Raw genomic sequence first — 21,821 nt, forward strand, 5'->3', positions numbered from 1 at the left:
TGAAATTGCGGTATATCGGCATCGCCATGAACGGCCGGCCCTGCCAATCGAATTTCCCGTCACTGAAAATCGGCCCTCCCGCGCGTTGACATGATCAAGCTGCCCTCTCCCGAACCTCTTCACCGCGCCATCTCGCGCTTCGGCGGCGCCACCGTGCTGGTGGTCGGCGATTTCATCCTCGACCGTTTCGTCAACGGCGTGATCGAGCGCATTTCGCCGGAGGCGCCGATCCCCGTGCTGCACGGGCGCGGCGAAACGCTGGCGATGGGCGGCGCCGGCAATGTCGTCGCCAACATCGTTTCGCTCGGCGCTGCCGTCATACCGGTCTCGGTGATCGGCGCTGACGAGGCCGGCAAGAACCTCATGCGCATGCTCGGCGAATTTCGCGTCGACACCGGCGGGCTGGCGCAGGATGCCGATCGCATGACGTCGTCCAAAAGCCGATTCAGCGCGCTCAACCAGCAGGTGCTGCGTTTTGACGAAGAGGAAATCAAGCCGCTGGGCGATGCCGAGCGCGCGACATTGGTCGGGCATTTTCGCGAAGCGCTGGCACGCGCCGACATCGTCATTCTGTCCGACTATGGCAAGGGCGTGCTGCTCGACGGCGTCGCCGGCGAGCTGATCTCGATCTGTCGGGAAGCGGGCAAGCCGGTGCTGGTCGACCCGAAGGGCCGCGACTATGCGCGTTATGCCGGCGCGACGGCAATCACGCCCAACCGCAAGGAACTCGGCGAGGCGGTCGGCCGCGCAGTGTTTGCCGACGACGAAATCGAGGCGGCGGCACGCCAGCTGATTTCGGCGCACGGTTTCGATTTCGTCGTCGCGACGCGCAGCGAAAAGGGCATGAGCGTCATCGGTGCGGACGATGCCCGCCATATCGCCACGCAGGCGCGCGAAGTGTTCGACGTTTCGGGCGCCGGCGACACGGTAATCGCGACCTTCGCGCTGGCTCTTGCAGCAGGGGCTGATCGTGTCATGGCCGGATCGATCGCCAACGCCGCCGGCGGTGTTGTCGTCGGCAAGCGCGGCACGGCGCGGCTGACGATCGAGGAACTCACCGGTGCGCTGTTTCGCTCGCATGGTCCGGTCGCCCACCTGGATGCGATCCTCGATGCCGCCGCCGCCGTGCGGCTGGTGGCGGGCTGGAAAGACGAGGGCTTGAGCGTCGGCTTCACCAATGGCTGTTTCGATATCCTGCATGCCGGCCATGTCAGCCTGTTGCATGCGGCGCGCAGCCAGTGCGACCGGCTGGTGCTCGGCCTCAACAGCGATGCCTCGGTGCGCCGGCTGAAAGGGCCGGGGCGCCCGGTCAACGACCAGCATGACCGGGCCTGCGTGCTGGCAGCACTTGCCTCGGTCGACGCCGTCGTCATCTTCGAAGAGGATACGCCGCTTTCGCTGATCGAGGCGCTGAGCCCCGACATACTGGTCAAAGGTGCTGACTATACGGTCGATCAGGTGGTTGGCGCCGATGTCGTGCAGAAGGCCGGCGGGCGCGTCGTGCTGGTCGACCTCGTCGCCGGCAAGAGCACGACCGGCACTATCGGCAGATTGCGCGCCGGGAACTGAGGGTTTCATGTCCGAACTGAACGATTACCTGGCGCGCTCGGCGGCCGCGATTTCGGCGATGGTCGAGCGCGACCTGACCAGCGAGATGGAGCGGGCGGTCAGCGCCGTCGTCGCCGCGCTTTCGCAGGGCAAGGCGCTGCTGATAGCAGGCAATGGCGGTTCGGCCAGCGACGCCATCCATATCGCCGGCGAGCTGGTCGGCCGCTTCCTCAGGGAGCGCAAGGCCTATAACGTCATCGCGCTGCCGGCCAACGCGGCGGTGCTGACCGCCTGGGGCAATGATTACGGCTTCGACACGGTGTTTGCGCGCCAGGTCGAGGCGCATGGTTCGGCGGGCGCCGTGCTGCTCGCCATCTCGACCAGCGGCAATTCGCCAAGCATCCTCGCCGCCGCAGAGCAGGCGCGCATGATGGGCATGACGGTGATCAGCCTGACCGGCGACACCGGCGGCAAGCTGAAGCCGCTCTCCGACGTCCTGCTCAACGTACCCTCGACCTCGACGCCGATCATCCAGCAGGGGCATTTGTGCCTCTACCACCATTTGTGCGAAATGGTCGAAACGCGCCTCTGCGACGCAGGGTGATCGTCGAACTCTCAGGACCTGGATTCCTCGCCCTCCGCGAAGCGGGGGAGAGGTGGCCGCGAAGCGGCCGGAGAGGGGGCTTCGTAGAGCGCGGTTCCCTCTCCGTCTCGGCTTCGCCGAGCCACCTCTCCCCACTTTCGTGGGGCGAGGAACCTAAGCTGGAATGAAGCCAATCTTCAACGCTGAAGGCAATTTTGTTCTTGCTTTGTGCCGGCAGCTATGCTACTAATTTCGGTATGGTGATGATTCCACCGACGATCCCGCCCGCCGAGGCGGGTTTTTTGTTTCCGGTTTTTTGTTTCGCAGCCGCTTTGCCTGCTCTCTTAAGCCGAAAACGCCACCAGCCCTTCGTCTTTGACCCGGCGGATGGTCAGCGCGGTTCGCACCGTATCGACATTGGGGGCCGAGGCCAGTTCCTCGATGACGAAGGTCTGGAAGGTGCCGAGATCGCTCGCCACGCAATGCAGCAGGAAATCGGACTCGCCCGACACCATCCAGGCGTCGCGCACGATCGGCCAGCCGCGGGTGCGCTCGGCGAAGGTCTTGAGTTCGGCGTCGGCCTGGTGATGCAGGCCGATCAGACAGAAGGCGACGACGTCGAGGCCGAGCGCCGGAGCGTTGAGCAAAGCGCGGTAACCGCGGATGATGCCGGCCTCTTCCAGCCTCCTGACGCGGCGCAGGCACGGCGGCGCCGAAATGCCGACGCGGCCCGACAGTTCGACATTGGTCATGCGTCCGTCCTGCTGAAGCTCGCGCAGGATCTTCCAGTCGATGGCATCGAGATCGGCCTTGATCGGCATGGTGGCTTCCGTGGTGACGCGAAAGAATCTTTCGCGACTTTGTAATTAAACGACTTTGCTGTCTATTCCATCCGCTGGATCGAGGATTTTCGCATCATCTTGCTGCGGGTTGCTTGTCGCTGTCGCCGGCGCCGAAGCTTTCCGGGGACGAACGGCAACTTGCCTTGCTGGCGTCGCAGGCAACACTTACATTACGCGCAACAATCGACGAGAGTTCATGCCACAATCCATGGCTGCTCCCCGCAGAGGTTTTTCATGATCACCAAGCACGCGCCTGTTCTCATCATCGGCTCCGGCCCCGCCGGCTATACGGCGGCGATCTATGCCGCCCGCGCCATGCTCAAGCCGATGCTGGTCGCCGGCCTGCAGCAGGGCGGGCAACTGATGATCACCACCGATGTCGAAAACTATCCGGGCTTCGCCGAACCGATCCAGGGTCCATGGCTGATGAGCGAGATGCTCAGGCAGGCCGAGCATGTCGGCACCGACATCGTCAACGACATCATCACCGAGGTCGACCTCAACGTGCGGCCGTTCCGCGCCAAGGGCGATTCCGGCACGATCTATACCGCCGACGCGCTGATCATCGCCACCGGAGCCCAGGCGAAATGGCTGGGCATCCCGAGCGAACACACCTTCATGGGTTTTGGCGTCTCGGCCTGCGCCACCTGCGACGGCTTCTTCTACCGCGGCAAGGACGTCGCGGTGATCGGCGGCGGCAATTCGGCGGTGGAGGAAGCGCTCTATCTCTCCAACCTGGCCAAGAGCGTCACCGTCATCCACAGGCGCAGCGATTTCCGCGCCGAGCGCATCCTGCGCGAGCGGCTGCTGCGGAAAGACAATGTCCGCATCATCTGGGACACGGTGGTCGACGAGATCACCGGCAGGCACGGCAAGGCGCCGCTGCCGCCGTCGGTCGAAGGGCTGAAGCTGCGCAACGTGGTGACCGGGCAGGAGATGCATCTGGTGGTCGACGGCGTGTTCGTGGCGATCGGCCACGCGCCGGCGGTCGAGCTGTTTGCCGGCAAGCTGAAGCAGAAGCCGAACGGCTATCTGTGGACGGCGCCGGATTCGACCCGCACCGATATGCCGGGTGTGTTCGCCGCCGGCGACGTGACCGACGACATCTACCGCCAGGCGGTGACGGCGGCCGGTCTCGGCTGCATGGCCGCGCTCGAGGCGGAAAAATATCTGGCGGGGATCGAGGTTCACCGCGAAGCGGCGGAGTGATTGTTCGATAAGCGGCTGAGAAAAGCCGCGCAAAAGCCTGATTTTTCATTCAGACGCCGAAAACAGGCGGACGCCAGAAAACAGGACGAGGGGAAATCATGGCGTTGGATTGGGACAAGCTACGCGTGTTTCACGCCGCGGCGGAAGCGGGGTCGTTCACCCATGCCGCGGAAACACTGCATTTGTCGCAATCGGCGATCTCGCGGCAGGTCAGCGCGCTCGAGCATGACGTCGGCGTGCCGCTGTTCAATCGCCATGCCCGCGGCCTGGTGCTGACCGAGCAGGGCGAGATGCTGTTCCGCACGGCGCACGACGTGCTGATGAAGCTCGAAACCATCAAGTCGCGACTGACCGAAACCAAGGACCGGCCCTCCGGCGTGCTCAGGGTGACGACCACGGTCGGCCTCGGCGCTGGCTGGCTGACAGAGCGCGTGCAGGAATTCATCGAGCTCTATCCCGAGGTCAGCCTGCAGCTCATCCTGGCCAATGAGGAGCTCGATCTCACGATGCGCCAGGCCGACTGCGCCATCCGGCTGCGCCAGCCGCAGCAGCCGGACCTCATCCAGCGCCGCCTGTTCACCGTGCATTTCCATCTCTACGCGGCGCCATCCTATGTAAACAAATACGGCAAGCCGAATTCGATCGCCGAGCTGAAAACCCATCGCATCGTCACCTTCGGCGTGCCGGTGCCGGCGCATCTGTCGGAACTGAACTGGCTGGAGACGGTCGGCGATTTCGAAGGCGGGCAAAGGGTGCCGACGCTGCAGATCAACGACATATTGTCGATCAAGCGGGCGGTGCAGGGCGGCGCCGGCATCGCCATGCTGCCGGATTACGTGGTCAGCAAGGATTCCGGACTGGTGCAGTTGCTGCCCGAGACCGAAGTGCCGTCCTTCGATACCTATTTCGCCTATCCCGATGCGATGAAGAACCAGGCGAAGCTGCATGTCTTCCGCGATTTCATCATAGCCAAGGCGCGCAGCTGGTCGTTCTAGTTTGCCAGCGCTGCTTACCGACTTCCGAGCACTGTCCGCTATTGGCGAAAGCTTCGGCGAAAGCGTCCTTCTCCCCGTCACTATACGGGGAGAAGATGGCGGTAGCCAGATGAGGGGCAGCACCAGCCTTTGGTCGTACTTGGCCTGCGATGGGCAGTCCTGATATGCCGCGCCGCCCCTCATCGCCCTGCCGGGCACTTCTCCCCGTATAGTGACGGGGAGAAGGGGACGTATCGCCGGTTTCGCCAATTGTCGGCGTATAGACTAGGAACGCATATCCGCCAGCGTGCTGGCGCCGTAGCGCAAACCGTCGACCAGCAGGGCAACCATGCGCCGTGCCTGGGCAGGGCCGCCGCCATGTGCCGGCATGGCAAGGCTGGCGGCCGCCCCTAACAGATCGCCCGGCTCGATATCGGCTCGCACCTCGCCGGCCGCGGCCGCCGCCTCCAGCAATGTTTGAAGCGCGGGCCGGAGCCGTTGGTTGAAATAGGCAGGCAAAGTGTCGAATGCCGGATTGCCTGAGTACAAGGCTGCCGCGAGGCCGCGTTTTGCCGTGATGAAATCCACGTAGCGCTGCATCCACAGGGCCAGCGCTTCACCGGGCTCATGCTTTCTGGCCAGGATCGGCGCGGCGTCCGCACAGGCGTCAACCTCGTTGCGGAAGACGGCCACGATCAGGTCCGAGCGCTGTGGAAAATGGCGGTAGACGGTGCCGACGCCGACGCCAGCCTTTTCCGCGATCTCTCGCACCGGAGCCTCCACGCCGGAGGTCGCGAACACCGCCATGGCCGCCCGGAGCAACGCGTCGATGTTGCGCCGTGCGTCGGCGCGCACGTGCCGATCCGCGCGGTCGCGGGGTTCCAGACGATCGCCTTGATCCGTTTTGCCGTTCGGCGTTTTTTCGCCCATCAAATTACCTCTTGCAAACGGAACCTTGTTCCGGATATATATGGAACGTGGTTCCGTTTGACTTATATCTAGCACGGCAAGGCGGTGTTGGCCACACATCGGTGCACAAAAGGAGATTACCATGCAGGACAAACCCGTCGCCCTGGTCACCGGGGCCAACAAGGGCATCGGTCTTCAGATCGCCAAGGACCTCGCGGCGAACGGCCTTACCGTGCTCGTAGGATCGCGCAGGCTCGAGCATGCCGAGGCAGCCGCAAATAGCATCGGAGAGGATGCCCACGCCCTGCAGCTCGACGTCACCGATCAGGCGTCGATCGCCGCCGCGGCAGAGCGCATCCGCATCGAACTCGGCCGCCTCGACGTGCTGGTGAACAATGCCGGCATCTCCCATGCGGGAAAGCCGGGCAGGCCGCTCGAGGAGATCATCAATTCGGGCCGCCCGAGCATTGCCTCCCTCGACGACGTACGCGCGGTATTCGAGACGAACGTGTTTGGCATCGTTGCCGTCACGCAAGCGATGCTGCGGCTCCTTCGTGAGGCGCCGGCGGCGCGTATCGTCAACGTATCGAGCGGCGCCGGCTCGCTGACATTGAACGCGGATCCGGCCTTTCCGTACCGCACGTCGTTTGGCGCCGTCTACAACCCGTCGAAGACGGCCGTCAACGCGATGACGCTCGCCTTCGCCATCGAGCTCGAGGAGACCGGCATCAAGGTCAACGCTGCGTGCCCGGGCTACACCGCGACGGAGCTCAACAACTTCGAAGGTCCGCGCACAGTCGAACAGGCCGCGCGGGAGCCCGTGCGCCTCGCGCTTCTCGACGCGAACGGTCCGACGGGCACGTTCTCGAACGAGGACGGCCCGCTGCCGTGGTGACGTTGCGTTGGAGCCTGCTTCAGCCGCGCCAAGGTGTCAGGCGGGGCAGCCAGCCTGGTACGGCACGGCGGTAGGCCTCGTATTCGTCACCGTAGCGGCGGGCAAGCGTCGGTTCCTCATATAGTCTCACGAAGGAGATCATGGCGGCCGCGGCGATGACTAGATAGGCGGCGACCGTCCAGCTCGAAAACAGCAGTGCCTGGCCGAGGACGATCGACAGCACGGCGACGTACATCGGATTGCGGACATGGCGGTAGATGCCGCCGACGACCAGCCTCTCGGTCGGCGCGACCGGGGCGGGCGTACCCCGACCCTCCAGGGCAAACCGGGCAAAGGCGTGCAGCAGTATGGCTGTGCCGGCGACAACCAGCAGCCAGCCCACAGGAACGAAACCGGGCAGTCTCGACCAAGGCAGGCGATAGCGATCGGTCAGCAGCCAAGGCAACAGTCCGGCGACCACGCCGGGCGCTACAGCAAGGAAGATGACGCTGCCGGCGATCGCCGAAGTGGCTCGCATATAGCTCTCCTTACGGGCGCGGCCTTGAACGGTCTCCTGCAACGCGCTTCAGGTCTTGTCCGGCACGTAACCCAAGCCGCCGCACCTCAGGTCAAGCTCGATGGCGGGCTTTTGGGCGGCATGCACCAGCAAGGTCTGGCTGCCGAAAAAACAAACGCGTGCTGCACGATTCCACGTCATCCTGCGTTTTTCGATTTTCCGAGCAGGAATCGCTGCTGATTCGCGGCCGTGGATCGATTTTTGCCTTGCCGCAGGCTGCATTTCAGCGATTCAACTGGTCCTATTGCGCTTCGGGACGGATTAGACCACAGCCGGCGCCTTTTTGCATGTGAGTGTTGCAAAATAGATGCTTGTTTCTTGGGCATGAAGAGCACATATATAGATCATCTCCTGAGCGCGTTCTCCTCCCATTAGCGCTCTCGAGTGTTCCCCTCTGGAGGTTAGCCTTAACAGGCACTTCCAATCAAACTCAGCCGGGTCTTCATTGATCCGGCTTTTTTGTTGCCCGAAACCAACACATCGCCAGAAAATCGGCCGGAACGGTCGCGTAACAGTGACATGTAACCTCGGGTAACATGCCGCGGGCGCGCCAAATCGATTAAGCAGAGCATAGGACGCGGTGTGGCTCGTCCGGGGGATGGGGGCATCACTCGGACGACCCGGGCTCAGGCAGCTACCGCGTCCGAACCTTCCTCCGCCAAACACCGGCGGCAAGCATGCGGCGGACCTGCCGTTTCGCCTCCCACGAAGACGGTCCGCAAGAAACGGCGCCCGGGGGCTCCGGGGGCCGGTTCCTGTTGGGCCGCAAGGGCAGCTCAGGCGGCCTTGCCGTTGGCGTTCAGCGCTTCGTCGGCCAACCGGCCGGTGAGTTCGGCCATGTGGTCGAAGACGGCCCGGTAGCTGGCGACACCCGCAGTGGCCGAGCGCAGCTCGATGATGAGGTCGCCGATCTCGGCCTGCGGCATGGTCGCCTCGACCACGTCCCATCCCGGCCAGTCGGGCCGCGCGTCGTAGCCGAGGATCTGGCCGCGCCGCTGCGGGATCAGAGCGATGATCTTCGACGTCGCATCCGACGGCGTGACGATCTCGACCTTCATCACCGGCTCCAGCAGCACCGGCGAGCACGCGGCCATGCCTTCCTTCATCGCCAGCTTCGCCGCCATCTGGAAGGCCATGTCGGAGGAATCGACCGCATGGTAGGAGCCGTCGGAAAGGTTGACGGCAACATCGACGACCGGGAAGCCGAGCGGGCCCGATTTCAGGTAATCGCGCACGCCGGTCTCGACCGACTGGATGTAGGTCTTCGGCACGACGCCGCCGGTGATCGTATCGGTGAACTGGAAGCCTGAACCGCGCGGCAGCGGTTTGATCTCCAGCACCACATCGCCGAACTGGCCGTGGCCGCCCGACTGTTTCTTGTGGCGGCCGCGCTGCTGCGTCGCTTTGCGGATCGTCTCGCGATAGGGCACGGCCGGCACATGGCCTTCGACCGGGATCTGGTTCTTGCCTTCCAGCCGCTCGCGCACGACGCGCAGATGCATCTCGCCATGACCGGACAGCACGGTTTCGGCGGAATCCTGGTTGTGATGCAGGTTGAGCGAGGGATCTTCCTCGGCCAGGCGCTGGATGGCCGCCGACATCTTGACCTCGTCCTTGCGCTCTTTCGGCCGCAGCGCGAAGGCGAAGACCGGTTGCGGCGGCGCCAGCGTGACCAGCGGCTTGATGCCGCCCTTGGTCGAGCTCAGCGTCTGGCCGGTCCTGACGGCGTCCAGCTTGCCGAGCGCCACAGTGTCGCCGGCCTTGGCCGAAGTCAGCTTGACCTGGTCCTTGCCGAGCATCTTGTAGATGCCGGAGACCTTTGCCGTCTCGCCGCTGGGAAGGAACAGCTCGGCGGCGTCGGCGACCTGGCCGGACAGGATGCGCGACACCGACAGCTTGCCGCCATGCGCGGTGTGGATGGTCTTCATCACTTGGACCACGGTGGCATTGCCATCGGGCGCGCCGAGACGCTGGCGCGTCGCCGCGATGTCGGGTGCGTCGTGACGGATCGCCTTCAACAGGCGCAGCACGCCGTTGCCCTTCTCGGCGGTGCCGATCAGCACCGGCGTCACCGTGCCGTCGCGCAGATCTGCGGCGAGGTCGTCGAAGATCGCGTCCTTCGGCGGTTCGATCTCGTCAAGCAATTGCTCCATCAGCCGGTCGTCATGGTCGGCGAGTGTCTCCAGCATGGAAAAGCGCGCCTCGAGCTCGCGCGCCTTGTCGTCGCTCGGGATCTGGGCGACCTCGCTCTCGGCATATTCGCGGTAGATGTAGGCACGCTCCAGAGCGAGGTCGATCGAGCCGATGACGACGCCGTCCTTGCGCAGCGGGATCTGGCGCAGCAGCAATGGCACCGAGCTTGCCGGCTGCAGCATCTTCAGCGTGTCGCGCACACCTGCTATCGCCTTGTCGACCTTGTTCAGGAACAGCATGCGCGGCACGCCGAGCTCGTCGAGCTTGCGCATGATCAGCTGCAGGGCAGGGATCTTCTTCTTGTCGGCCTCGGCAACGACCACGGCGACGTCGCAGGCGGCCAGCACCGGCTCGGCTTCGAAGGAGAATTCGATCGAGCCGGGACAATCGACGAAGGTGAACGGCTCGCCCATGAAATCGGTGGTGGCGAAGGTCGCCTCGACGCTCATGCCGTGAGCGCGCGCCTCGGGCGAATGATCGGAAACGGTATTTCCGGACGAAACGGGATTCTGGCGGGGAATGGCGCCTGTACGGGCGAGTATGGCTTCGAGAAGTGTCGTCTTACCGCTTGCGAAGGGACCGACTATGGCAATGCATTTCGGTCCCGTGCGTCGTCCTCCGGCGCGAGTACCCATGGCTGACCTCCACTCAGGCGTTTCCCTGTGAGCGGCGGCCGGCCTGTCGGCCGTCGCGGGCGAGGCTTTTTTCAATTTGCCACCTACCCAAAGGGCATCGTCCCACGGGCAGGCCGGGAGGGCAAGGGATTTGAAGTTGAAGGGATTTGAAGTTGAAGGGATTTGAAGTTGGGGCCGGTTCAGCCGGTGCCGGTCAGGCGCGACGCCAGCGGGGGTGCGTCCACGCGCTGCACCGCCACCGTCTCGGCAAAGCGCGCGAGCAACGGATTGAACAGGTCCGCACGCTCCCAGAAAGGCGCATGCCCGGCGCCGGAGACGATGTGGCAATGCTCCCACAGCGAGCCGTAGGCGAGCGTCTCAAAATAGCCGAGCCGGACGAACGGATCGTTCTCGCCATTGACGATAGCGACCGGAAACGCGGCTTGCTCGACCACCTGTCTCTGGTCGGCACCCTTGCCGGTGAGCATGCCGCGCGTCACCGCGGCGCGCAGCCGGCCGTCGGTGCGCAGGATGGCTTGGCGAAAGGACGGATCGGCGGTGTCGCCGAAACACAGCGTCTCGAAGCGCTCGGCATCGCGTTCGGAATACGTCTTTTTGGACGCCAGCAGCATGTCCCAATGCGCGTGGAAGCCGCGCAGCATGCCGAAAGGACCCTTCGATACCGGCGGCGCGCCGGTCAGCATCAGCCCGCCGACGGCGCGGTGAAAACTCGCGAGTTCGATTGCCACGTGCCCGCCAAGCGACCAGCCGAAGACGACCGCGCGGCCGATGCCCAAGGCATCGAGGAGCTGGGCCGCCGATTGGGCAAGGCCGGCGATTGTGTAGTCCGTCGCCGGATCGCGGGCGTCCGACGATTCGCCATGGCCGGGCAGGTCGAAAGCAATCAACCGATGGGCAGCGGCCAACGGGCTGTCGAACTGGCGGGCGAATACGGCGCGCGAACTGCCTGAGCCGTGGATCAGGACAAGCGGGATGCCGGGTCCCGACGACTGGCTGAGGCGCAAATCCGCTTGCGGCGTACGGATCGTGCGGTGGGAAACGGCCATATCTGGTTTGGACCTTGGGATTGTCTCCAGGTCAACATCGCATGCCGAGGTCACCATGTTGTTTAGAACGGTGGTTAAGAAATGATTTCTCGGCTTGCGCCGGGTATGATGAACGAATCCACCACAGCTAACCCCCGGAGCCTGATGATGGAGTCCACACTCGACCTTCTCGTCTCGATCAGCAGCATCGCGACGCTCGGCCAATATGCCTGGTCGATGCGCGCGCATTTCCAGTCGCCGAGCATGTCTCCAGGCGCGATGATCATTTCGGCCGTCGTGGTCGGCACGGCGCTGTTCTTTCTTGCGCTGCTGTGGATCGAGCGGCAGCCATTGGCGGCGAAGATCGGCGGGCTCGCCATCGAACTGGCAAGCTCGGCGCTGTTCTGGTGGGCGATCTCGGTCTCCCGCAAGGCGGGGCTGCGGTTCGCATTCGATCCTGACAATCCTGACAGCCTGGTGACCGAAGGCCCTTATCTCCATGTCCGGCATCCGTTCTACACGTCCTACATCATCTTCTGGGTCGGATGGGGTATCGCGACCTGGTCGGTCTGGGCGGTGGTGCCGGTCGCCGGCATCGTTACGATCTACGTGATCGCGGCCTTGGACGAAGAGCGAAAATTTTCGCGGACAAGGTTGGCCGATGCCTACGACGCTTACCGCACGCGGACCGGTCTGTTCTGGCCGCGTTTTGCCCGCAGCCGGCAGGAGATGCAGCCGGCATCGGACGAAAGTGGTAGGGTCTAAGACACTGGATTGAATCGAGGATTTGCGACGATGAAGATCATTGCCTGCGGCAGCGTGCCGACGATTGTTGCGCCGGAAAAATACTTCACTGGCCGGGTTTTGCAGACGCCGATCATCGAGAAAGAGGCGCCGGCGCGGCTCAGAGCCACGCTGGTCAGCTTCGAGCCCGGCGCCCGCACCCACTGGCACACGCATCCGCTTGGCCAGACGCTCTATGTCACATCCGGTGCCGGTCTCGTGCAAAGCTGGGGCGGGCCGCTGCAGGAGATCAGGGCCGGCGACGTCATCTCCTTTGCGGCCGGCGAAAAGCACTGGCACGGCGCCGCGCCCAAATCGGCGATGACCCACATCGCCATGCAGGAGGCGCTTGAGGGTGTGCATGTCGACTGGCTGGAGAAGGTGAACGACGAGCAGTATGGCGGCTGAAACGTCTCAGACCAGCGCGGCGGTAAAGCGCTGGATGCGCGTGCAGGCCTCTTCGAGCAGAGCCTCCGACGTGGCGTAGGAGATGCGGAAGTTCGGGCCGAGGCCAAAGGCCGAGCCGAAAACAACCGCCACGCCCTCGGCCTCGAGCAGTTCGGAGCAGAAGGTTTCGTCGCTGTCGATCACCTTGCCGTTCTTGGTCCTCCTGCCGATCAGCTGGGCACAGGAGGGATAGACGTAGAACGCACCCTCCGGCGACGGGCAGGTGATGCCGCGCGCCTGGTTGAGCATCGAGACGACGAGATCGCGCCGGCCCTGGAAGATCGCCTTGTTCTTCGGGATGAAATCCTGCGGGCCGTTCAGCGCTTCGACCGCCGCCCATTGGGCGATGGTGCAGGCGCCGGAGGTCTGCTGGCCCTGGATCATGTCCATCGCCTTGATCAGCGGCACCGGGCCTGCCGCGTAGCCGATGCGCCAGCCGGTCATGGCATAGGCCTTTGACACGCCGTTCATCGTCAGCGTGCGCTCATAGAGCTTCGGCTCGACCTCGGCGATGGTCTTGAAGACGAAGTCGCCATAAGTCAGGTGCTCGTACATGTCGTCGGTCAGCACCCAGACATGCGGGTGCTTCAACAGCACGTCGGCCAGGCCCTTGAGCTCCGCTTCGGTATAGGCGGCGCCCGAGGGGTTGGACGGCGAGTTCATCAACAGCCATTTGGTGCGCGGCGTGATCGCCTTTTCCAGCACGGCCGCCGTCAGCTTGAAGCCGTTGTCGATGGAGGTGTCGGCAAAGGCCGAGGTGCCGCCGCAGATCGCCACCATTTCGGGATAACTGACCCAGTAGGGCCGCGGGATGATCACTTCGTCGCCGGGGTTCAGCGTCGCCATGAAGGCGTTGAACAGGATCTGCTTGCCGCCGGTGCCGACGATGGTCTGCTCCGGCCGGTAGTCGAGATTGTTCTCGCGCTTGAATTTTTTTGCGATCGCATCGCGCAGCGGCACAATGCCGGATACCGGCGGATACTTCGTCTCGCCGCGGCGGATCGCCTCGATCGCGGCGTGCTTGATGTTGTCGGGGGTGTCGAAGTCCGGCTCGCCGGCGCCCAGCCCGATCACGTCGCGGCCGGCGTTTTTCAGCTCGCGCGCCTTCTGCGTCACCGCGATGGTCGCGGAAGGCTTTACGCGGGAAAGGACGTCGGCAAGAAAGGCCATGACAGATATCTCCAGAAAAGACCGGCGGGCGAAAGCGCCGCGGCGCCTCTCATGTCGCATCATCTGGTCAAGCGCAAGCCCAGCGCAGGCATTGTCGAATGAGCCAGCGCGCAATGCTGGCAACAATAAATTCACCAACGATCGGTAAAAGCTAGAACGGCAGGACCGTAGCCGGTCCGCCAGTCTCGCACAGCGAGGAACCGTGACGCGCAGCATCGGGCTTGCCCATATCATCCGCCATGATGACGGCACCGCCAGCGGTGTCTGGGGGGTCTATACGCTGCAAAGCGCGTTCCAGCCGATCTTCGCCTTCAACAAGGGCAAGCTTTCCGTCGTCGCGTTCGAGGGGCTGATCCGGCCGTTCCGCGAAGGCGAGCCGCAGCCGCCGATGAGTTTCTTCAACAGCTGTCCGGCGGTCGACCGCCTGCATATCGAGGCGCTGACACGGACGCTGCACCTTCTGAACGCCGGCGCCTGCCTGCCGCGAGACGCCTCCATCTTCATTAATTTCGATCCATCGGTGTTCACCGACCGCAGCATCGCCGACAAGGCGCTGCGCGAAATGCGGCTGGTGCTGCACGAGGCCGACATCGATCCGCACCGCGTCGTCTGCGAGGTCACCGAACAGAAATCGGCGTCGCAGGAAACGCTCTACAATTTCGTCGAGGCGCTCAGGGGCAATGGTTTGCGCATTGCCGTCGACGATTACGGCGCGGACGAATCCGACATCAATCGCATCAAGGAACTCAGGCCAGACATCGTCAAGTTCGACGCCGACTGGATCATGACGCTGATGGAATCCGGTGCCGGCTTCGCCTTGCTGACCGCTATGGTGACCAGCTTCGAAGAGCAAGGCATCCGTACGGTATTCGAGGGCATCGAGACGGGCTGGCAGCTCGAGCTCGCCGAAAAGTCGGGCGCCTCGATGGTGCAAGGCTTCGTGCTGGCACGCCCGGAGCTTGCACCGACCAGCTTTCACGTCTTCGACAAGGCCGGGCAGGCATCAGCGGTGTCGCCCGATAAGGACAAAGTGCCCACGGCCGTTTCGACCTCGCGGCGACCGATGCGGGCTTTCGGGCGCAGGGTGGCATCGTGACCGGGCGGGCCGACATGCGGCGCAAGGTCGGCGAAGCGATCTTTGCCGACGAGGTCGGCATCGAATATGGCGTCTACGGCGCATTCCGGCTGAGGAGCGCCTATCAGCCGGTCTTCGCGCCGCGCGGCAGGTTTCTCGCCGCCGTTGCGGTCGAGGGACTGATCGAGCCGCACCGTGCAGGCAGGCCGGTGGCGCCGCAAATCTTCTTCGAAGGCGTGCCGGCAGCGGATCGGCTGTTTGTCGAAACCATGTGCCGGGTGCTGCATTTGCGCAACTTCCGCAACATCGGCGTCGACGGGCTCGACCTCTTCTTCAACTACAATCCGCTGATCAACGATGACCCCGCACGGGCGCTGGCCGAAATCAGGCTGATGACCAGGCATCTGGCGGATTTCGGCCTGCATCCCGGCATGCTGGTCTGCGAGATCACCGAACAGGCGGCCGGCGACAAGGTGCTTGTCAGCCTGGCGCGCGAGATGCGGCGCGACGGCGTCCGCATCGCCATCGACGATTTCGGCACCGGGCATTCGACCGAAGAAAGGGTAGCGCTGGTGCAGCCCGACATCGTCAAGATCGACGGCACCTGGTTCGCAGAATTCTGCCGCCATGCCGCCGCCGAGCGGTTTTTCCGGCCGCTGGTTTCGACGCTGCACGACCGTGGCGCCAAGGTGCTGGTCGAAGGCGTCGAGAACGCCACGCATCTGCGCGTCGCGCTGGATGGCGGCGTCGACCTGCTGCAGGGCTTTTACCTTGCCCGGCCGGCGCTGGCCGGTACGCTGTTCGACGAGGAGCCTCTGTCGATCGACAGGCTGCTTGGCAGGGATAGCAACGTCATCCCCTTGTTCGGCTAGGATATGCCGATATTCAAGTGATGCCGGCCTGCGAACGGGGGGTCCTGCGCTTCCGGTGCTCACGTACCCAAAAAGTACGCTCCGCTCCGGTTCTCGGAACCCGCTCTTCTCGGCTCGGCCTGACTTGAATCTCGACATATCCTGAAATGCATCAGCGGCGCTGATGCTTACGCCAAAACAAATCACTGGATGAAGCCGCCGCTGCCGCGATAGAGGCTGGATCAAGCCCTGAGAGGGGTGGTTGCGAGCAAGGGGGAGCACCGATGATACTCTATGGAATGATCGACAGCGGCAATTGCTACAAGCCGCGCCTGTTGATGGCCAAGCTCGGCATCGCTTTCACCAATGTCGAGGTCAGCTCGCACACCGGCGACACGCGCAAGCCCGACTATGTCGCGAAAAACGCGAACGCCATGGTGCCGCTGCTCGAACTCGACGACGGCCGGCGGCTGGCCGAATCCAATGCCATCCTGCTCTATCTCGCCGAAGGCACGCGGTTTCTGCCAGCGGACAGATACGAACGCGCGCTGGCCTATCAGTGGCTGTTCTTCGAGCAATACAGCCACGAGCCTTATATCGCCGTGCGCAGGGCGCTGCTGACCTTCCCTGAAAGAGCCAAGGACGCAACGCCCGAGCGGCTGGCGCTGACGCTGGAGCGCGGCAACAAGGCGCTCGGCGTCATGGACAAGCACCTGGCCGGGAGCACGTTCTTTGCCGGCAATGCGCTCAGCGTCGCCGACATCGCGCTCTATGCCTATACGCATACGGCCGAGACGGGCGGGTTTCAGCTCGACGCCTATCCGGCGGTTGCCGCCTGGCTGAAAAGGGTCGAGGCCGATCCGGGGCATGTGCCGCTGGAGTGGGTGGGTTGAGCGCAGCTCGCCGACTTTGCTGAGCAACGTTGACAATTGGCGAAAGCTTTGGCGAAAGCGTCCTTCTCCCCGTCACTATACGGGGAGAAGGAGCTGTATCGCCGGTTTCGCCAATTGTCGGCGTTTAAAATCCAGACAGCAAAAAGGCGGGACAAAATCCCGCCTTCCCATGCTTGGTAGCCTGATCGGGAGCGTTTTGGCCGGGCCGGCAGCAATCTGCTGCTTCGGCTTGTCGGGGTCTTTCGCTCCGGCGCGCTTCTCGCGCGACCGCCAGTACATCCGTGACTTGCCGCGCGCCCCCCGGGGTGGCCCGGCGCGCGCCCGGAGGAAAAAAAAGCGGCCGGGGTGCGAGAATCACCGGCCGCCATTGCCGTGGGGCGGGGCGGTACTCATTCTGGTGGTGGGTGGGGGGGGGGTCTTGCGCGCGGGGGGGCTCGGGGCGCTCCCGCTAGAAGCCCCTGGTTTGCCCGCGCGCGCGGGTTTTTCGCGCGGGGGGCGCCATTCGCAAAATCAGGCTGCCTTGCTCAGAGATCCAGCGGACGACTTGCCAGTGCGGCGGTCCTGCTCGATCTCGAAGTTGATCTTCTGGCCTTCAACCAGGGTCGACAGTCCAGCACGCTCGACTGCGGAGATGTGGACGAAAACGTCCGCGCCGCCGCTGTCAGGCTGAATGAAGCCGAAACCCTTGGTGGAATTAAACCACTTGACCGTACCTATTGCCATTTCGATAGTCCTTTACGTTTGCTTTAGTTTGACTGGGCCGAAACCCAGCCGGTTTGTATCGAGATTTTGGAGATAGAACGTCAGCAAACGCGAAGATCGCGAGGCCCGGATCGATCGGCCGAAATATCAATGGACCGCATATAATATGCCTTCGCGCAAAAAACAAGACGGGGCGGAAAATGGCGCGACGGCAACGCTGCCCAACGGCCGCCCCAATCACGTGAGAGCGTCGTCGTTGCGCGCCTGACGCGGGAGGATCGCGACAGCTTCGGGCACGGGTTTTGGGGGGAGGGACATGAAAATCGTTCTGCTTGCCGCTTGCCTGACCCTGGTGGCCGCCGAGGCGCAGGCGGTCTCACGCTACGACCCGACCCGCATGAGCTGCGGCAGGGTGCAGGCGACGATCGCGCGCGAGGGCGCGGTCATCCTGCGCTACAGATCGGCGCGCGTGCCGGGGCTGGCGCTCTATGACCGCTATGTGCGGAGCCAGCAATTCTGCGACATCGGCGAGGTCAGGGCGCGGGCCTCGGTGCCGAGCGCCGACACGAATTCCTGCACCGTCTACAAATGCAAGCGGGTGGAGATCGACCGGCGTTTTCGCCGGCGCCTGCTTCCGGATTAGAGTGGGACGAAATGGTGCGCCGGGTGCCGGCCTCGCCTGAATATCAGCACCACTAAAACCCGAACGACACCTGCGCCGGGGGCGGCGGGCCGACGCGTACGCCTTCCATTGCCAGCATCTTTTCTTTGGTGGCCGAGCCGCCGGCCGCGGAAAATCCGCCGATCTTGCCGCCGGCGGCAAGGATGCGGTGACAGGGGATGACCAGCGGCACCGGGTTGGCGCCGAGTGCGGCGCCCGTCTCACGCGCCAGCCCGGCATGGCCGGCGCGTTTGGCCAGTTCGCCATAGGTGGTGGTTTCGCCGAAGGCGAGTTTTCGTGCCGCGTCATAGATCGCCAGGCGGAACTCGTCGACGCCGCTGAGATCGACCGGCACGTTGGAGAAATCTATATCCTCGCCGGCGGCATAGGCCTTGATCGACGCGATCAGCTCGGCAACCCATTGCGGCTCGGGCTTCGCAGGCTGGTCGGCGGCGGCATGGCGCAGCAGCCGGCGCTCGACCGCGTCGCGATTGCGCTGCGGCAGGCAGAGCCGGGTCAGTCCGGCATCGCTCCAGGCGATGCCCATGAAGCCGAGCACGGTTTCGAAGACCGCGTGGCCGGCGGTGGCATGAGAGGCGTGCATGGCGTGCTCCTTTCCGGAATCCTTCGAAGTACAAATCCAGAACAATATCGCATTTCGCGGCCCGGCTCGCCACCCGAAAACCACCAGCTACCGCGGATTGCCCGAGGAAAGATGCTGGTGTAAGGACTTCTTAACACCCGACGAACCGGACCCGAGCGCCGCTTGCCAGCAAAATTCCTCTTTCCCGTCCTTGCGGCGGTGTTGGCCGTGGCCGCTCTCAGCGGTTGCACCTCGACTTCGCCGGTGACCCCGACGCCGGCCTTCACCGAAAATACGGCCAATACCGATGCCGGCTTTACGCTGGCGCTGCCTGACACGGTTTCGGTGCTGCCGGAGCCGTCCGGCGTCGCCCAGACAGCGGCGCTGCCGATCGAGCCGGCCGCCGCCTTTGCCGGGCCGACGCCGCTGGCGGCAAGTACCCCCGCCGTCATGACCGCCAACGCGCTGCCTGTTACCGCGACGCCAGCCGTCGCCATGCCGGTCAGCCAACAGACCGAGGCCATGCCCGGCGTTCAGCCGGTTTCCTACACGCTGCCGCAGGACCCGGCCGCTCTGGCCGCGACCGACCCCACCGAGGGTCAGTCCAACGCCGGCGGCCGCAGCGAGATCGAGCGGCTGATCGAGAAATATTCCGCGCTTTATCAGGTGCCGGTCGATCTGGTGCGCAGCGTCGTCAACCGCGAGAGCACGTTCAACCCGAAAGCCTACAATCACGGCCATTGGGGGCTGATGCAGATCAAGCACGCGACGGCGCGCGGCATGGGCTATGACGGGCCGGCAAGCGGCCTGTTCGATGCCGAGACCAATTTGAAATATGCGGTGAAATATCTGCGCGGCGCCTGGCTGGTCTCAGGCGGCAACCCCAAGCGCGCCGACCGGCTCTACCAGAGCGGCTATTATTATGACGCCAAGCGTAAGGGGATGCTGGGCGAAACCGGCCTCGGCAGCGACAGCCTGCGCCGCCGCATGCAACCCGATGCCTGAGCCGCGCCCGCCGGCGCCAAACGACATCCGCCTGCGCAAGATCCTCGACGACACGCTTCTGGCGCCGCGCTGGCCCGAAGGCTTTTTCATGCGCGGCTTCGAAGCCGCCGATGCACTCGCTTTGCATACGCTGTTGACCGCGGTGTTCGACGACGGCGCCGACGGGCCGTTCGACGAATGGTGGCCGCGCATTTCGGCCGGCGCGGAATTCGACCCAGCTTTGTGTTTCCTGGTCATCGACGACAAGGGCCGGCTGGCGGGCGCGGCGCTCTGCTGGACGCGGGCTTTCGTCAAGGATCTTGCCGTCCACCCGGAGGCGCGCGGCAACGGCATCGCCGAGGCGCTGATGCGCCACGCTTTCGCCGTGTTTCACGCAAGGGGTGCTGTGCATGTCGACCTCAAGACCAACACGGTCGAGAACGCCGCCGCCGTCCGGCTCTACGAACGGCTGGGGATGGTCGAAGTCGACTGGGCGGGGTGAAGGCAGGGCAAAGCTGGCTTCGGGTAAGTGCGTTGATATTCAAGCAGGCTGCGACGCTCGAAGGTAACGGCATGGATCCTAGGGTCTCCGCAACGTCGCTTCGCTCCTGCTCCGCCCTAGGATGACGAAGGTACAGTGGCATAAGGCCAATCGCGGACGTTGGAGATTGGCTGGAAACCTCCCCTCGCTTCGTCATCCTAGGGCGGAGCGAACGCGAAGCGGAGCGCAGACCCTAGGATCCATGCCGTTACCATGGCTGTGGAGCGCAGCGACCCAAAAGGCCCTTATGTGATTTGACGCTGCCGCGCCGTGAGCTACCCTCCAATCGAAATGAACCGAGGAGACGAGCGATGCGGTCACCTTTCAACCGGAGCATCACGCTGGCAGCGGCGGTGATCCTTGCCGCCGTCAGTCCGGCCTATGCCCATCACGGCTGGTCGTGGACGCAGGACGGGTTTTTCGAACTCCGGGGCAAGATCACGGCCATCTATATCGGCAACCCGCACGCCACGCTGGATGTCGACGCGAAGGGAGAGGCCTGGCGGGTGGAGATGGCGACGCCGTCCCGCACGATTGCCGCCGGCTTCACCGAGGAGGTCGCCAAGGTCGGCGACGAGGTGACCGCGATCGGCAACCGCTCGCGCGACGAGAGCGAAAAACGCGTGAAGGCAGTCCGCGTCATCGTCGGCGGCAAGACCTATGACGTCTATCCTGACCGCGTGCCGCCGGCCTGAATGGACGGGTTTTTCGCCGGCATCGAGCAACTCGCTTTGGTGCGGGGACTGAAGGCCTCGTTCGTCGCCTACCCCATCGTCAATGCGCTGCACATCATGTCGATCGGCGTGCTGCTGACCTGCGTCTGGCTCATGGACCTCAGGATCCTGGGCGCCTTCCGCTCGCTGCCGCAGGCGGCGTTCGTCGCGCTGCTGCGCCGCACCGCATTGGCCGCGTTTGGCGGTGCGCTGGTCACGGGCTCGCTGCTGTTTTCGGTCAGGGCGAGCGAATATGCGGCGATGCCGATCTTCCTTGCCAAGATGACACTCATCCTCCTCGCCGGCGCCAACTTCCTTGTCTTCGTGCGCCGCGTAAAAGGCGGTGACGAGCCGGCCGGCGGAGCCACGACCATGCTGGCGGTGCTTTCGCTGATGCTGTGGACGTCCGTGCTTTTCGCCGGACGGTTTATTGGGTTTCTCAACTAAACCGAGCGTCGGCGATGGTCCGGCCGAGGCGGGCAGATAAGCTCCCTGCAAAATGCATCTGGAACGAGCTTGCCATGAAGAAGGAAATCATCGAGGTGCCGGTGATATCGGCCAAGTGCGATCGCTCGGCGTGCCGTGCTCGACCGCGTCAGGGCCAATGATTTCCTGTTCGCGACGCCACCGGTGGACATGGTGACAGGCGAGATGGTGCGCGGCGACATAGAAACGCGGACCGAGGCGTCGCTGAAGGCGCTGAAACATTGCCTGGAAGCGGGGATCCTCGCTCGACGATGTGGTGATGGTGCGCATCTACGCCGTCAATTCCGGCGCAGTACAACGCCATCACCAGCGTCTATACCAGATACTTCGCGGCAAACCCGCTGGCGTGCAGCTTCGAGCCGCCGGCCTGGATTCCGTCTGCGATACGTTCATTGACAACGTGGAGGATATGACCGTGCGCCATCCTGGCGACTTAGTCGAGCCATGCTTGCCCGCCACATAGTCCATTTGTTCAATCAAACGCCGTCGTTTTAAAAAAACGATCAAACTGGACAAAATTCGTTTGACATTGACATCCGACTCCGTCATTTGTGGTGCCAACG

The 21,821-nt window shown here is 63.9% G+C and carries 25 protein-coding genes; 15 read left to right on the forward strand and 10 right to left on the reverse strand.

Annotation, left to right across the window (positions count from 1 at the left end; translation table 11 throughout):
* The first annotated feature begins 90 nt into the window (after positions 1 to 90).
* Together rfaE1 and NKJ81_RS16585 are read left to right on the forward strand one after the other, a co-directional pair.
* Positions 91 to 1,569 carry a D-glycero-beta-D-manno-heptose-7-phosphate kinase gene (gene rfaE1 / locus NKJ81_RS16580; protein ID WP_352541064.1) on the forward strand — a complete coding sequence of 493 codons (1,479 nt, stop codon included), beginning with the start codon at positions 91 to 93 and terminating at the stop codon, positions 1,567 to 1,569.
* Between the two features lie 7 nt (positions 1,570 to 1,576).
* The gene (locus NKJ81_RS16585) at positions 1,577 to 2,152 is read left to right on the forward strand and encodes a D-sedoheptulose-7-phosphate isomerase (protein WP_352541065.1); all 576 of its coding nucleotides are present in this window, start codon (positions 1,577 to 1,579) and stop codon (positions 2,150 to 2,152) included.
* Between the two features lie 323 nt (positions 2,153 to 2,475).
* On the opposite strand, the gene NKJ81_RS16590 is transcribed toward NKJ81_RS16585, so the two are convergent.
* Positions 2,476 to 2,952, reverse strand: coding sequence for an Lrp/AsnC family transcriptional regulator (locus NKJ81_RS16590; RefSeq protein WP_352469300.1), 477 nt, complete (start codon positions 2,950 to 2,952; stop codon positions 2,476 to 2,478).
* 255 nt (positions 2,953 to 3,207) lie between these two features.
* On the opposite strand from NKJ81_RS16590, the gene trxB reads away from it, so the two are divergent.
* Complete coding sequence (gene trxB, locus NKJ81_RS16595) at positions 3,208 to 4,182, forward strand: thioredoxin-disulfide reductase (protein WP_352541066.1); 975 nt, start codon at positions 3,208 to 3,210, stop codon at positions 4,180 to 4,182.
* Positions 4,183 to 4,280: 98 nt separating this feature from the next.
* On the forward strand, positions 4,281 to 5,177 hold the full coding sequence (locus tag NKJ81_RS16600; protein WP_023678345.1) for a LysR family transcriptional regulator: 897 nt from the start codon (positions 4,281 to 4,283) through the stop codon (positions 5,175 to 5,177).
* Between the two features lie 264 nt (positions 5,178 to 5,441).
* Here NKJ81_RS16600 and NKJ81_RS16605 read toward each other — a convergent pair whose 3' ends face one another.
* A complete protein-coding gene (locus tag NKJ81_RS16605; protein ID WP_352541067.1) occupies positions 5,442 to 6,086 on the reverse strand; it encodes a TetR/AcrR family transcriptional regulator in 645 nt (214 codons plus the stop codon).
* A gap of 121 nt (positions 6,087 to 6,207) precedes the next feature.
* Here NKJ81_RS16605 and NKJ81_RS16610 point away from each other — a divergent pair, with 121 nt between their 5' ends.
* The gene (locus NKJ81_RS16610) at positions 6,208 to 6,960 is read left to right on the forward strand and encodes an SDR family oxidoreductase (RefSeq protein ID WP_352469808.1); all 753 of its coding nucleotides are present in this window, start codon (positions 6,208 to 6,210) and stop codon (positions 6,958 to 6,960) included.
* Between the two features lie 19 nt (positions 6,961 to 6,979).
* Here the strand turns inward: NKJ81_RS16610 and NKJ81_RS16615 are convergent, their stop codons facing one another.
* The 4 genes from NKJ81_RS16615 to NKJ81_RS16630 all read right to left on the reverse strand — a co-directional run bounded on the left by NKJ81_RS16615 (position 6,980) and on the right by NKJ81_RS16630 (position 11,390).
* A complete protein-coding gene (locus NKJ81_RS16615; protein WP_352541068.1) occupies positions 6,980 to 7,477 on the reverse strand; it encodes a methyltransferase family protein in 498 nt (165 codons plus the stop codon).
* Between the two features lie 48 nt (positions 7,478 to 7,525).
* Positions 7,526 to 7,738 (reverse strand): hypothetical protein, encoded by a 213-nt coding sequence (locus tag NKJ81_RS16620; RefSeq protein ID WP_352541069.1) that lies wholly within the window; start codon positions 7,736 to 7,738, stop codon positions 7,526 to 7,528.
* Positions 7,739 to 8,292: 554 nt separating this feature from the next.
* Complete coding sequence (locus tag NKJ81_RS16625; protein ID WP_352541070.1) at positions 8,293 to 10,344, reverse strand: elongation factor G; 2,052 nt, start codon at positions 10,342 to 10,344, stop codon at positions 8,293 to 8,295.
* Between the two features lie 179 nt (positions 10,345 to 10,523).
* Positions 10,524 to 11,390: an alpha/beta fold hydrolase gene (locus NKJ81_RS16630; protein ID WP_352475048.1), complete on the reverse strand. Its 867-nt coding sequence runs from the start codon at positions 11,388 to 11,390 to the stop codon at positions 10,524 to 10,526.
* 144 nt (positions 11,391 to 11,534) lie between these two features.
* On the opposite strand from NKJ81_RS16630, the gene NKJ81_RS16635 reads away from it, so the two are divergent.
* Positions 11,535 to 12,134, forward strand: a complete 600-nt coding sequence (locus NKJ81_RS16635) for a methyltransferase family protein (protein ID WP_352541071.1) — start codon at positions 11,535 to 11,537, stop codon at positions 12,132 to 12,134.
* A 30-nt stretch (positions 12,135 to 12,164) separates the two neighbouring features.
* Positions 12,165 to 12,560, forward strand: a complete 396-nt coding sequence (locus NKJ81_RS16640; protein WP_023678338.1) for a (R)-mandelonitrile lyase — start codon at positions 12,165 to 12,167, stop codon at positions 12,558 to 12,560.
* A 6-nt stretch (positions 12,561 to 12,566) separates the two neighbouring features.
* On the opposite strand, the gene NKJ81_RS16645 is transcribed toward NKJ81_RS16640, so the two are convergent.
* Entirely contained in the window at positions 12,567 to 13,769 is a 1,203-nt protein-coding gene (locus NKJ81_RS16645) for a pyridoxal phosphate-dependent aminotransferase (protein WP_352541072.1), read from the reverse strand.
* 202 nt (positions 13,770 to 13,971) lie between these two features.
* Here NKJ81_RS16645 and NKJ81_RS16650 point away from each other — a divergent pair, with 202 nt between their 5' ends.
* From NKJ81_RS16650 to NKJ81_RS16660, 3 genes are all read left to right on the forward strand, one after another.
* The gene (locus NKJ81_RS16650) at positions 13,972 to 14,865 is read left to right on the forward strand and encodes an EAL domain-containing protein (RefSeq protein ID WP_352541073.1); all 894 of its coding nucleotides are present in this window, start codon (positions 13,972 to 13,974) and stop codon (positions 14,863 to 14,865) included.
* On the forward strand, positions 14,862 to 15,716 hold the full coding sequence (locus NKJ81_RS16655) for an EAL domain-containing protein (protein WP_352506737.1): 855 nt from the start codon (positions 14,862 to 14,864) through the stop codon (positions 15,714 to 15,716). The genes NKJ81_RS16650 and NKJ81_RS16655 overlap by 4 nt, the downstream gene beginning before the upstream one ends.
* 263 nt (positions 15,717 to 15,979) lie before the next feature.
* A complete protein-coding gene (locus NKJ81_RS16660) occupies positions 15,980 to 16,588 on the forward strand; it encodes a glutathione S-transferase family protein (protein WP_352541074.1) in 609 nt (202 codons plus the stop codon).
* Between the two features lie 510 nt (positions 16,589 to 17,098).
* Here NKJ81_RS16660 and NKJ81_RS16665 read toward each other — a convergent pair.
* Complete coding sequence (locus tag NKJ81_RS16665; RefSeq protein WP_352541075.1) at positions 17,099 to 17,311, reverse strand: cold-shock protein; 213 nt, start codon at positions 17,309 to 17,311, stop codon at positions 17,099 to 17,101.
* A gap of 295 nt (positions 17,312 to 17,606) precedes the next feature.
* On the opposite strand from NKJ81_RS16665, the gene NKJ81_RS16670 reads away from it, so the two are divergent.
* Positions 17,607 to 17,933 (forward strand): hypothetical protein, encoded by a 327-nt coding sequence (locus tag NKJ81_RS16670; protein WP_352541076.1) that lies wholly within the window; start codon positions 17,607 to 17,609, stop codon positions 17,931 to 17,933.
* Between the two features lie 52 nt (positions 17,934 to 17,985).
* On the opposite strand, the gene NKJ81_RS16675 is transcribed toward NKJ81_RS16670, so the two are convergent.
* The gene (locus NKJ81_RS16675) at positions 17,986 to 18,555 is read right to left on the reverse strand and encodes a methylated-DNA--[protein]-cysteine S-methyltransferase (RefSeq protein ID WP_352541077.1); all 570 of its coding nucleotides are present in this window, start codon (positions 18,553 to 18,555) and stop codon (positions 17,986 to 17,988) included.
* 207 nt (positions 18,556 to 18,762) lie between these two features.
* Between NKJ81_RS16675 and NKJ81_RS16680 the strand changes: the two genes are divergently transcribed.
* From NKJ81_RS16680 to NKJ81_RS16695, 4 genes are all read left to right on the forward strand, one after another.
* Complete coding sequence (locus tag NKJ81_RS16680) at positions 18,763 to 19,539, forward strand: transglycosylase SLT domain-containing protein (protein ID WP_352541078.1); 777 nt, start codon at positions 18,763 to 18,765, stop codon at positions 19,537 to 19,539.
* Positions 19,532 to 20,020 (forward strand): GNAT family N-acetyltransferase, encoded by a 489-nt coding sequence (locus NKJ81_RS16685; protein ID WP_352541079.1) that lies wholly within the window; start codon positions 19,532 to 19,534, stop codon positions 20,018 to 20,020. The genes NKJ81_RS16680 and NKJ81_RS16685 overlap by 8 nt, the downstream gene beginning before the upstream one ends.
* A 350-nt stretch (positions 20,021 to 20,370) precedes the next feature.
* Positions 20,371 to 20,754 (forward strand): DUF6152 family protein, encoded by a 384-nt coding sequence (locus NKJ81_RS16690; protein ID WP_352541080.1) that lies wholly within the window; start codon positions 20,371 to 20,373, stop codon positions 20,752 to 20,754.
* Positions 20,755 to 21,219, forward strand: coding sequence for a DUF6644 family protein (locus NKJ81_RS16695; protein WP_352541081.1), 465 nt, complete (start codon positions 20,755 to 20,757; stop codon positions 21,217 to 21,219).
* Here the strand turns inward: NKJ81_RS16695 and NKJ81_RS16700 are convergent.
* A complete protein-coding gene (locus NKJ81_RS16700; protein ID WP_352541082.1) occupies positions 21,212 to 21,334 on the reverse strand; it encodes a hypothetical protein in 123 nt (40 codons plus the stop codon). The two genes, NKJ81_RS16695 and NKJ81_RS16700, sit on opposite strands and share 8 nt — an antisense overlap.
* Positions 21,335 to 21,821 lie beyond the last annotated feature (487 nt).

It is taken from the genome of Mesorhizobium sp. M0018 (genome assembly GCF_040323955.1).
Taxonomy (GTDB): Bacteria; Pseudomonadota; Alphaproteobacteria; order Rhizobiales; family Rhizobiaceae; genus Mesorhizobium.